This window comes from Duganella flavida, assembly GCF_009857445.1.
GTDB lineage: Bacteria > Pseudomonadota > Gammaproteobacteria > Burkholderiales > Burkholderiaceae_D > Rugamonas > Rugamonas flavida.
On the sequence record NZ_WWCN01000010.1, the window covers coordinates 219155 to 231481 of the forward strand.

Sequence of the window (12327 nt, forward strand, 5' to 3'; positions counted from 1 at the left end):
TTAAGCGAGGGCGCGGCCTCGCACTTTGAGGTAATCACGATGTCGAATCAAAAAATGTCGGTGCTGGAGAAAATCGGTTTTGGCGCGGGCGATATGGCGCTCAATGTGGTGATCTCGTCGATGATGTTGATCATTACCTTCTTCTACACCGATATCTACGGCTTGAAGACCACGGACCTGGCGCTGATGTTCGGCGTCGTTAAATTCGTCGGCGCGATGGCCGACCTGGTAATGGGCCAGATCACCGACCGCGTTACCATGCGCTGGGGGCGCTATCGTCCGTGGCTGCTGTTGCTGGCCGTGCCTTATGGCGTCAGCGTGTTCTTCGTCTTCCTCACGCCGGACTGGGACTACAGCGCCAAGCTGGTTTGGGCTTATTCCACCTACATCGTCATGACCATCATGACGGCCGGTGTGGGCATTCCGTATATTTCGCTGCCTAGCGTGCTGTCCAAGGATCCGCAGGAGACCTTGTCGGCCAATGGCTACCGCCTGTTCTTCGCCAAGATCGGCGCCTTCATGGTGACGGTGATTGTGCCGCTGCTGTCCGAACGTCTCGGCAACGGCAACGCGGCCGCCGGCTATGAACTGGCAATGGCGGTGATGGCGGCGATGGGCGTGGCACTGTTCCTGTTCTGCTTCTTCACCACCAAAGAGCGCGTGCAGCACGACATCAAACGCCAGCCGCTGTGGGAACAAATCAAAGTCCTGGTGCGCAACGACCAGTGGCTGATCCTGTGCGGCGTGTGCATCACCGGCACCGTGGGCTATGTGCTGCGCGGTTCGGTGGCGATCTACTACGCCAAATACTATCTGCATGCCGACGCCGCCCTGATCTCGGCTTTCCTGTCCACCGGTGTGGTGGCGGCCATCCTGTCGATGATCGCTTCAACCTGGATCACCAAGTTTTACTGCAAGATTAAGCTGTTCCGCTGGACCCAAATCGGCGTCGGTGTGATTAGCGCCGTCATCTATTTTGTCGTCAAACCGGGTGACGTGGCGCTGGCATTTGTGCTGTACTTCCTGCTGTCCTTCGTGGTGGACTTGCATGCGCCGGTATTCTGGTCGGCCATCGCCGAGACCATCGACTATGGCACACTCAAAACCGGCAAACGCGTTTCGGGCTTTGCTTTCGGCGGCATCTCCGTGTGCCAGAAGGCAGGCATGGGCATCGCCGGCATCGTGGTCGGCAAGTTGTTGGCATACTTTGCCTACGTGCCGAACGTAGAGCAAACCGATTTCGCATTGCACGGCATCGTACTGATGATGACGTTGCTCCCTGGTTTCTTCCATACCGTAATGGGCCTCCTGATGTTCAAGTATCGTATCAACGACGACTACTACTCGGAGGTCAAGCAGCAGATGGGAGCAAAGGGCTATGTGGCAGTCTAATTTTTTGGAAATTGAAATGGAAAACGTACTCACTCCGCTGATCGAGCAGCGCGCCGATCCGCATATCTACCGCCACACCGATGGCTACTACTACTTTGTCGCATCGGTGCCGGAGTATGACCGCATTGAACTGCGCCGCGCCCAAACCATCGCCGGCCTGGCTGATGCGGAGAAAGTCAGCGTCTGGCATAAACCAGACACCGGCCCATACAGCGAACTGGTTTGGGCGCCGGAGCTGCACTTCAACGACGGCGCCTGGTACGTCTACTTCGCCGCCGCGCCTAGCCGCGAGATCAAGTTCAAGCTGTTCCAGCACCGTATGTACGCCATCCGCAACGCCAATGCCAATCCGCTGGAGGGCGAATGGGAGTTCAAAGGCCAGGTCGACACCGGCATCGACACCTTCTGCCTGGACGCCACCACCTTCACCCACAAGGGCCAGTTGTACTATGTGTGGGCGCAGAAGGACAACGCCATCGAGGGTAACTCGAACCTCTACATCGCGCCGATGAAAACGCCGTGGCAGCTGGGCGGCGCGCCGGTCATGCTGAGCAAGCCGGAATTCGACTGGGAGATTCGCGGCTTCTGGGTCAACGAAGGCCCGTCCATCCTGAAAAAGCATGGCAAAATCTTCCTCAGCTACTCGGCCAGCGCCACCGACGAAAACTACGCAATGGGCTTGCTGTGGGCGGACGAAAACGCCGACGTGCTGGATCCGGCATCGTGGACCAAGTCCAAAGAACCGGTGCTGCAAACCTGCTTCGAACACAAGGTGTATGGCCCCGGCCATAACAGTTTTACCATTGGCGATGATGGCGAAACCGTGATGTTGGTTTATCATGCACGCACCTACACCGAGATTATCGGCGACCCGCTGTGGAATCCGGACCGTCACACCTACGTTAAACCGCTGAAGTGGGACGAGCAGGGTATGCCCGTTTTCGGAAAGCCGTCGATCGCCTGAAAAAACGCGAACGCACATATTCCGGCGGCCGAGCAGGGGAACCTCTCGGCCGCCTTGTCATTGAGAGTCAACATGCAAGCATCGATCACTGAATCCCCATTTGGCACACTGCCGGACGGCCGTGAGGCCACGCTCTACACCCTGACCAACGCCAACGGCATGGTCGCCAAAATCAGCAATCTTGGCGGCGTGATCGCAGAATTGCACGTGCCTGACCGCGACGGCGTACTGGCCGACGTCTGCCACGGCTACGATAATCTTGACGCCTACCTCGGCGAATCGCAGTATTTCGGCGCGCTGGTGGGCCGCTACGGCAACCGCATTGCCAATGGCCGCTTCACGCTGGACGGCGAGACTTATCAACTGGATCTGAACGATGGCGCCAATCACCTGCATGGTGGTACCGAGGGCTTCCACCGCCAGTTGTGGGATGCTGAAATCTTCACCACGCCGAAATCGGCGGGCGTGATCCTGACTTATCTGAGCATCGACGGCGACCAGGGTTATCCGGGCACCGCCGAAATCACCACCATCTACGAACTACGTGACAATAACGAATTGCGTATCGCTTTCCACGCGGTGGCCGACAAGGCCACGCCGATGAATCTGACCAATCACGCGTACTTTAATTTGGCAGGCAAGGGCGATATCCTGAGCCACGAGCTGACTATTCCGGCTGACGCCTACACGCCAGTCGGTAAAGGTCTGATCCCGGACGGCCCGCCGGCGCCGGTGGCCGGCACGCCGTTCGACTTCCGCGCCGCCACCGCCATCGGCGCCCGCATCGATCAAAAAGATGATCAATTGGGCTACGGTTCCGGCTACGACCATAACTTCGTGCTGAATAAATCCGCGCCAGGCAAGCTGGAAGTGTCGGCCCGCGTGGCCGATCCTTCGTCGGGCCGAGTGCTGGAGGTACTGTCGCAAGAACCGGGCATCCAGTTCTATAGCGGGAACTTCCTGAATGAATCGATTACTGGAAAAGGGCGCATCTACGGTTATCGCAGTGGTATTTGCCTTGAACCGCAGCACTTCCCGGATTCGCCGAATCGCCCGGATTTCCCGTCGACGATCCTGCGTCCAAACGAGGAGTACACCTCGGTGATGGCGTACCGCTTCTCGGTGGTCTAGCCATATCAATTTCGATATCGATATCGATAAACAATTTATTGGAAAGTTATCTCAGTCCGACTTAGTATGCTTTATCGATGCGGGGGCATGACATCCACGTCCCCGCACAGGAACATACTGAGGAGAATTGCATGTCTGAGAATGACAAAAAGGTGAAGCTGCGCTCCGCCGAGTGGTTTGGTACCCAAGACAAAAACGGTTTCATGTACCGTAGCTGGATGAAGAATCAGGGCATTCCTGATCACGAATTTGAAGGCAAGCCGATTATCGGCATCTGCAATACCTGGTCCGAACTCACTCCCTGTAACGCGCACTTCCGCAAACTGGCGGAACACGTCAAGCGCGGCATCTACGAAGCCGGCGGCTTCCCGGTTGAATTCCCAGTCTTCTCCAACGGCGAATCGAACCTGCGTCCGACCGCGATGTTGACCCGTAACCTGGCGTCGATGGATGTGGAAGAGTCGATCCGCGGCAATCCGATGGACGGCGTGGTGCTGCTGGTCGGTTGCGACAAGACCACCCCGGCGCTGCTGATGGGCGCTGCCTCGGTTGATATCCCGACCATCGTCGTTACCGGTGGCCCTATGCTGAACGGTAAACTGAACGGCAAAAATATCGGCTCCGGCACCGCTGTCTGGCAGCTGCACGAACAAGTCAAGGCTGGTGAAATCTCGATGCACGAGTTCATTGGCGCGGAAGCGGGCCACTCGCGTTCCGCCGGTACCTGCAACACCATGGGCACCGCGTCGACCATGGCCTGCATGGCTGAATCGCTGGGCACCTCGCTACCACACAACGCCGCTATCCCTGCGGTGGATGCACGCCGCTACGTGCTGGCCCACATGTCGGGCATCCGCATCGTCGAGATGGTGAAGCAGGACCTGAAGCTGTCGAAGATCCTGACCAAAGAGAATTTTGAAAACGCGATCCGCGTCAACGCCGCTATCGGTGGTTCGACCAACGCCGTGATCCACTTGAAAGCCATCGCCGGCCGTATCGGTGTCGATCTGGAACTGGAAGACTGGACTCGCGTCGGCCGTGGCACCCCGACCATCGTTGACCTGCTGCCATCGGGCCGCTTCCTGATGGAAGAGTTCTACTACGCCGGCGGCTTACCGGGCGTGATCCGTCGCATGGGCGACGGTAACATCCTGCCACACCCGAACGCGCTGACCGTCAACGGCAAGACCATCTGGGAAAACTGCAACGACGCGCCGATCTATGATGAAGAAGTGATCCGCACGCTGGATAACCCGATCCGCAAGGACGGCGGCATCTGCATCTTGCGCGGCAACCTGGCGCCGCGCGGCGCGGTGCTGAAACCATCGGCTGCCACGCCGGAACTGATGCAGCATCGCGGCAAGGCGGTGGTGTTTGAAGACTTTGAACACTACAAGTCGCGCATCATGGATCCCGATCTGGATGTCGATAAAGACTCGATACTGGTGATGAAAAACTGCGGCCCGAAAGGTTATCCGGGCATGGCGGAAGTGGGCAATATGGGCCTGCCGCCTAAGCTGCTGGCAGCGGGCGTGAAGGACATGGTGCGGATTTCGGATGCGCGTATGAGCGGCACCGCGTACGGCACGGTGGTGCTGCACGTGGCGCCGGAAGCGATGGCCGGCGGCCCGCTGGGCATCGTCAAGGATGGCGACTACATCACGCTCGATTGCGCTGGTGGTCAATTGAATCTGGAAGTGTCGGACGAAGAAATCGCCGCACGTCAGGCGGTACGCGTAGCAGGCAGCGCGCCGGGGCCGAAGACTGGCTACCAGCAGCTCTACATCGAACACGTGCTGCAAGCCGATGAAGGTTGCGATTTCGACTTCCTGGTTGGCAATCGCGGTTCGGCCGTGCCACGCCACTCGCACTAATTCCGGAGACTCACTATGCTGCTCGTACAATTCAAGAACGAAACCGGCGCGCGCAAGATCGGCGTGCTGGAACAAGACATCATCCGCATCATCGACGGCTACAGCACCACCTACGCTCTGGCGCAGGATGCGATCCGCAAATCGGTATCGCTGGCAGTGCTGGCGGAAAAAGCCATTGGCGCGCAAACCACCTCGTTTGACGCCGTTGCCGCAGCCGGCCGCCTGCTGTCGCCGCTGGATCACAGTGACGATGCGCACACCTACGTCACCGGCACTGGCCTGACTCACTTGGGTTCTGCCGACACCCGCGACGCCATGCACAAGAAAATTGGCGGCGATGTTGAATCGCTGAGCGATTCGATGAAGATGTTCCGCATGGGCGTTGAAGGCGGCAAGCCAGCTGCGGGCGCCGCCGGCGTGCAGCCGGAGTGGTTCTACAAAGGCGATGGCTCCATCGTGGCCGCCAGCGGCCAGGATCTGAACATGCCGGACTTCGCGCTGGATGGCGGTGAAGAGCCGGAAGTGGCGGGCCTGTACGTGATCGGCGATGACGGCCAGCCTTACCGCGTCGGTTTCGCCATCGGTAACGAGTTCTCGGATCACGTGACTGAGCGCCAGAACTATTTGTATCTCGCTCACTCCAAACTGCGCGTGTGCGGCCTCGGGCCCGCACTGCTGGTGGGCGAGGCGCCAGCCAGCATCGAAGGCACTTCGCGCATCCTCGACAAGGAGGGCAAGGTACGCTGGGAGAAGCCGTTCTTCAGCGGCGAACACAATATGTCGCACACCATCGCCAACCTGGAGCATCATCACTTCAAGTACTCGCTGTTCAAGCGGCCAGGCGATGTGCACGTGCACTTCTTCGGTACTGCCACTTTGAGCGTGGCAGACAACATCTCGGTGCAGCCGGGTGAGACGTTTGAAATCCACTCGCCGCAATTCGGCCCGGCGCTGCGCAACAAGCTGGCCGTCTACAAAACCGAAGTCGCCAAGGTGACGGCATTATGATCATCACCGGCGATGCACTGATCGGCGGCCAGTCCGTCAAGGGCACCGGCGCTGGCGTCCGCGCCTACAACCCGGCTACGCAGCAGGTGATCGATCCTGAATTCCGCACTGTTGATGCGGCGCAGATCGACCAGGCTTGCCGCCTGGCCGACGAAGCTTTTGACACCTTCCGCGCGCTGAGCGACGACAAGCGCGCCGTATTCCTCGAAACCATCGCCGACCAGATTATGGAACTGGGCGATGTGCTGGTCGAGCGCGTGATGGCCGAAACCAGCCTGCCACGCCCCCGCGTGGAGGGCGAGCGCGCCCGCACCGTCGGCCAGCTCAAACTGTTTGCCAACTTGCTGCGCGAAGGTTCGTGGAGCGACGTGCGTTTTGATAAAGCCCTGCCGGATCGGACGCCGCCGCGTCCGGACCTGCGCATGCGCATGATCGGCCTTGGACCAGTAGCGGTTTTCGCTGCCAGTAACTTCCCGTTGGCTTTTTCTGTAGCGGGCGGCGACACCGCGTCGGCGCTGGCCGCCGGCTGCCCGGTGGTGTTGAAGGCGCACTTTGCGCATCCTGGCACCTCCGAGCTGGTTGGCCGCGCTGTCGTCAAGGCGGTTGAGATTTGCGGCCTGCCGGCTGGCGTGTTCTCGCTGTTGACTGGCGTGGGCAATGAGCTGGGTATAGCACTGGTGCGCCATCCAGCCATCAAGGCGGTGGGGTTTACGGGCTCGCGTGACGGTGGCCTGGCGCTGATGGCCGCTGCGGCTGCGCGTCCGGTGCCGATTCCGGTGTATGCCGAAATGAGTTCGATCAATCCTGTGTTCCTGTTGCCGCAGGCGCTGAAGAACCGCGCGGAAGATATCGCTGCCGGTTTCGCCGCATCGCTGACAGTGGGCGAGGGGCAGATGTGCACCAATCCTGGCCTGGTGCTGGGGATTGCTGGCCCGGACCTGGACCGCTTCACGGCTGCCGCTTCGCAGGCGCTGGCGGGCGGTGCGGCGTGCTCCATGCTGTCGCCGGGGATCGCCGGTAACTTCGCGCGCGGTGTGAGCCAGCTGGTGGAGCATGCGGATGTGAAGACGTTAGCCTTGGCGCCGCAAGCGGAAGGCAAGGGCGCTCCGGCGTTGTTCGTGTCGTCGGCCGCAGCGTTCCTCTCGCAGCACGCGCTGCAGGAAGAAATTTTTGGCCCAGCTTCGCTGGTGGTGGCCTGCAAGGACGTGGCCGAGCTGCGCGCCGTTGCGGACAAGCTGGAAGGCCAGCTGACTGCCACGCTGCTGATGGACGAAGGCGACCTGGAAGCGGCGCAGTCGCTGCTGCCGGTATTGGAGCGCAAAGTCGGACGCATCCTGGCCAACGGCTATCCAACCGGTGTTGAGGTATGCAGCGCGATGGTGCACGGCGGTCCATTCCCATCGACGTCGGACGGCCGTACCACTTCGGTTGGTACCGGTGCGATCTCGCGCTTCCTGCGCCCAGTGTGCTACCAGAATCTGTCGCAAGCCTTGCTGCCGGAAGTCCTGCGTGACAATGGTTCCGCAAAATGGCTGCGCCGCGAAGGCGAATTGACCCGCGCATAACAATGGAGACTGTATGACCCAACTGGCCAAGTTTGGCAGCTTGCGCGGCAAGCGTGTATTCATTACCGGCGGCGGCACCGGTATCGGCGAGGCGATGGTGATTTCGTTCGCAGAGCAGGGCGCGCAAGTCGCCTTCGTCGATATCGCCCGTGACGCCAGTCTGGCGCTGGTTCGCCGTGTGAAAGAAGCTGGCTATCCAGAACCGCTGTTCCGGCCTTGCGATATCACCGACATTCCGGCGCTGCAAGCGACCATGTCGGAGCTGGCTAGCCTGATCGGCGACTTCGATATTCTCGTCAACAACGCCGCCAACGACCAGCGCCACAACACCGCCGAAGTCACGCCGGATTACTGGGACAAATGCATCGCCATTAACCAGCGTCCGATGTTCTTCACCTGCCAGGCGGTATTGGAAGGTATGAAAAAGAAGGGCTCTGGTTCCATCATTAACGTTGGCTCGATTTCGTGGCACGTTAAGAACGCAGGCTATCCAGCGTATGCGACCACCAAGGCCGCAGTGCATGGCCTGACGCGAGGTTTGGCGCGCGAGTACGGCGCGCACGGCATCCGCGTCAACACCGTCACACCGGGCTGGGTGATGACCCAGCGCCAGATCGACCTGTGGCTGGACGATGCGGGTGAGCAGGACATCAGGCGTAACCAGTGCCTGCAAAACAAACTGATGCCGCAGCACGTGGCATCGATGGTGCTGTTCCTGGCCGCCGACGATGGCGCCATGTGCACCGCGCAGGAATTCATCGTCGACGCAGGCTGGGTCTAAACCGCCCGCAGTAACACCGTTCGCCCCCGGAGACACCGCGCATTCGACGCGGCGGGGTATAGCAACCATAGAAAATGGTAGGAACATGGTGAAGACAATTATCGCCGCCGCGCTGACCAGCGCCGCAGCAATCATCGCCGTTGCGCCGCAGCCGGCCGTCGCCGCATCGCTTGCTGGCCCGGCCACCGCCGCGCTGCGCAGTCCCGATAAGCATATCGCAGTCACGGTGCGCGAAGATGGCGGCATGCTGACGTACGCCATCGCCCGCGACGGCAAGCCTGTCTTGCTGGCCTCCGGCCTTGGCCTGCAACTCGCCGGCGCGGGCCTGCACGAGGACCTCACGCTGGTCGCCACCTCCACGCCGCAGATTGTGGAAGACCATTACCAAATGGCCGTCGGTAAAAAGCGCGACATCACCTACCGCGCAAACGAACAAACCTACTCGCTGCAAAACGCCAAACAGCAAAAAATCGATATCACCTTCCGCGTCTCGAACGACGGCGTCGCTTTCCGCTACGTCGTCGCCGAGCCATCGCTGCCGCTGAAAAAACTGGTGCAGGAGCACACCACCTTCGCCCTGCCAAAAGGTTCCAAAGCCTGGCTGCAGCCTATGTCCGTCGCACAAACCGGCTGGAGCAACACCAATCCATCCTACGAAGAGCACTACCAGATGGATATCCCGGTCGGCACAAAAGCGCCGACCGAAGCCGGCTGGGTCTTTCCGGCGCTATTCAAAGCAGGCAGCAACTGGCTCGCCATCTCCGAAGCCAATATGGACGGCAGCTGGCAAGCCTCACGCCTGGCCGCCGACTCCACTGGCGGCAAATACAGCATCGGCAACCCCATGTCCGCCGAAGTCACCACCAACGGCGGCTTGATGGCAGAAGTGGAGGGCACACTGACTTCGCCGTGGCGCCTGATCGCACTGGGCTCGCTGGCCACCGTCACCAACTCCACGCTCGGCACCGACCTTGCCGCGCCGGCAGTCGCCTTCGATGCAGCACGGGTCAAACCCGGCCACGCCTCCTGGAGCTGGGCCATCCTGAAAGACGACTCCATCGTCTACGACGTTCAGAAAAAGTTCATCGACTACGCCGCCGACATGCACTGGGATTACACCCTGATCGACGTGAACTGGGACCGCAATATCGGCTACGACAAAATCAAGGAACTGGCCGACTACGCCGCCACCAAGAACGTCGGCCTTATCCTCTGGTACAACTCCTCCGGCGCATGGAACAAAACTGAGTACTCGCCCAAAAGCCAGCTGCTGACGCACGAACAGCGCGTGAAAGAGTTCAAACGCGTACGCGACATGGGCATCAAAGGCTTGAAGATCGACTTCTTCGCCGGTGATGGCCAGTCCGTCATCGCCTATTACAACGACATCCTGCGTGATGCTGCGGATGCTGGTCTGCTGGTCAACTTCCACGGCTCCACGCTGCCACGCGGCTGGTCGCGCACCTGGCCCAACTTGATGACGATGGAAGCCATCCGTGGCTTTGAGTTCACCACCTTCGAACAAAAAGACCAGGACCTGATGCCGAGCCACGCCGCCATGCTGCCGTTCACGCGCAACCTGTTCGACCCGATGGACTTCACGCCGATGGTGTTTGGCGACATCCCCAACATCAAACGTTCGAGCACTAACGGCTTTGAACTGGCCACCTCCGTGTTGTACCTGTCCGGCATTCAGCACTTCGCGGACACGCCGGAAGGCATGGCCACTGCGCCAGACTATGTCAAACACTTCCTGCAAAACCTGCGGATCAGCTGGGACGACAGCCGCCTGATAGACGGCTATCCCGGCCAATACGCCGTGATCGCGCGCCGCGCCGGCGACACCTGGTACATCGCCGGCATCAACGGCACCGGCAAAGAAAAAACGCTGACGCTGGACCTGTCCTTCGTCGGCAAAAAGCAGGGCGTCATCTTCACCGACGGCGACCAGCCCCGCAGCTTCAGTCAGCGCAGCATCGCTGCTGGTAAAAAAATAGCAGTAAGCGTCAAGCCGCACGGCGGCTTCGTCATCCAACTATAAAATCAAGGAGACTGAAACATGAATCAAATTAAGCGCGGCGTACTCGCCATGTGCATGCTGGCCTCGGGCGGCGTGTTCGCGGCCGATGCTGTCAACCTCACCATCGACACCACCAAACCGGGCGCCGTGATCAACAAGGACGTTTACGGCCAGTTCGCCGAACACCTTGGCACCGGCATCTACGAAGGCATCTGGGTTGGTCCGAAATCGAAAACGCCCAACACCAAAGGCTGGCGTAACGACGTAGTCGGCGCGCTGAAAGACATCAAGGTGCCGCTGGTACGCTGGCCGGGTGGCTGCTTCGCCGACGAATACCATTGGCGTGACGGCGTCGGCCCGCGCGAGAAGCGTCCGGTCAAGGTCAACACCAACTGGGGCGGCGTGGATGAGTCCAACGCCGTCGGTACGCACGAATTCTTCGATCTGGTCGATCTGCTGGGCGCGGACGCTTACGTCAACGGTAACCTCGGCACCGGCAGCGCGCAAGAGATGTCGGAGTGGGTCGAGTACATGACCTCCGATAGCAAGTCCACGCTGGCTAACCTGCGCCGCAAGAATGGCCACGACAAGCCGTTCAAGGTGGCTTACTTCGCGGTGGGTAATGAGGCGTGGGGCTGCGGCGGCAATATGAGCCCGCAGTATTACTCGGATCTGTACAAGCAAGTCGAGACCTTCCTGCGCGCGCCGAAGCAGTATCGGCCGAAGATCATTGCAAGCGGTGGCAATGACAATGATGTGGCGTGGTCTGAAGTGCTGAGCAAGGAGCTGAAACGCCAGACCGATGGCATCAGCTTCCACTACTACACCATCCCTACCGGAAAATGGGAAGTGAAGGGCGCATCCACCAGCTTCCAGGAAAACGAGTGGATTTCCACTTTGTCCAACACGCTGCGTATGGAAAGCCATATCCAGAAAAACAGCGCCGCGATGGACAAGAACGATCCAGAGAAAAAACTTGGCCTGTTCGTGGACGAGTGGGGTACCTGGTATGACGTGGAGAAGGGCACCAATCCGGGCTTCCTGTTCCAGCAAAATACCTTGCGCGATGCGGTGGTTGCGGCGCTTAACTTCAACATCTTCCATGCCCATGCGGACCGCGTGCGCATGACAAATATCGCGCAGATGGTCAACGTGCTGCAGGCAATGATCCTGACCGACAAGGACAAGATGATCCTGACGCCGACTTACTATGCGTACCAGATGTACGTGCCATTCCAGAACGCGACCTCGCTGCCTGTCACGCTGCAAAACAATCCTGACTACAGTGTTGGCAATGTAAAGGTGCCTGAGATCAGCGCATCGGCCGCACGCGGTACGGACGGCAAGCTGTATCTGGCGCTGGTGAACACGAACCCGAACCAGCCTGCCGATGTGGCTCTGAATATTCCGGGCCAGAGCGTGAAGGCAGTGAAAGGCCGTGTGTTGACCGCCGCCGCGATGGATGCGCATAACACCTTCGCCGTGCCGCAAGCGATCAAGCCTGCCGCGTTCAGCGCAGCTGCCGGCGCCGATGGAAAACTGACGGTCAAAGTGCCTGCCAAAGCCGTGATCGTGGTGGCAGTGGAGTAAGC

At 59.8% G+C, this 12327-nt stretch carries 9 protein-coding genes; all 9 read left to right on the forward strand.

Annotated features, from left to right (window positions below; translation table 11 throughout):
* Window positions 1–39 precede the first annotated feature (39 nt).
* The 9 genes from GTP46_RS17150 to GTP46_RS17190 all read left to right on the forward strand — a co-directional run bounded on the left by GTP46_RS17150 (window position 40) and on the right by GTP46_RS17190 (window position 12325).
* Window positions 40–1392, forward strand: a complete 1353-nt coding sequence (locus GTP46_RS17150; protein ID WP_161007850.1) for an MFS transporter — start codon at window positions 40–42, stop codon at window positions 1390–1392.
* 16 nt (window positions 1393–1408) lie between these two features.
* Window positions 1409–2356, forward strand: a complete 948-nt coding sequence (locus tag GTP46_RS17155; protein ID WP_161007851.1) for a glycoside hydrolase family 43 protein — start codon at window positions 1409–1411, stop codon at window positions 2354–2356.
* 72 nt (window positions 2357–2428) lie between these two features.
* Window positions 2429–3487 carry an aldose epimerase family protein gene (locus GTP46_RS17160; protein WP_161007852.1) on the forward strand — a complete coding sequence of 353 codons (1059 nt, stop codon included), beginning with the start codon at window positions 2429–2431 and terminating at the stop codon, window positions 3485–3487.
* Window positions 3488–3618: 131 nt separating this feature from the next.
* The gene (locus tag GTP46_RS17165) at window positions 3619–5361 is read left to right on the forward strand and encodes an IlvD/Edd family dehydratase (protein ID WP_161007853.1); all 1743 of its coding nucleotides are present in this window, start codon (window positions 3619–3621) and stop codon (window positions 5359–5361) included.
* 15 nt (window positions 5362–5376) lie between these two features.
* Entirely contained in the window at window positions 5377–6369 is a 993-nt protein-coding gene (araD1, locus tag GTP46_RS17170; protein ID WP_161007854.1) for an AraD1 family protein, read from the forward strand.
* Window positions 6366–7934, forward strand: coding sequence for an aldehyde dehydrogenase (NADP(+)) (locus GTP46_RS17175; protein ID WP_161007855.1), 1569 nt, complete (start codon window positions 6366–6368; stop codon window positions 7932–7934). Before araD1 ends, GTP46_RS17175 begins: the two co-directional genes overlap by 4 nt.
* A 13-nt stretch (window positions 7935–7947) precedes the next feature.
* Window positions 7948–8715: an SDR family NAD(P)-dependent oxidoreductase gene (locus tag GTP46_RS17180; RefSeq protein WP_161007856.1), complete on the forward strand. Its 768-nt coding sequence runs from the start codon at window positions 7948–7950 to the stop codon at window positions 8713–8715.
* 85 nt (window positions 8716–8800) lie between these two features.
* On the forward strand, window positions 8801–10756 hold the full coding sequence (locus GTP46_RS17185; protein ID WP_161007857.1) for a glycoside hydrolase family 97 protein: 1956 nt from the start codon (window positions 8801–8803) through the stop codon (window positions 10754–10756).
* 18 nt (window positions 10757–10774) lie between these two features.
* The gene (locus GTP46_RS17190) at window positions 10775–12325 is read left to right on the forward strand and encodes an alpha-N-arabinofuranosidase (protein ID WP_161007858.1); all 1551 of its coding nucleotides are present in this window, start codon (window positions 10775–10777) and stop codon (window positions 12323–12325) included.
* The last annotated feature ends 2 nt before the right edge of the window (window positions 12326–12327 follow it).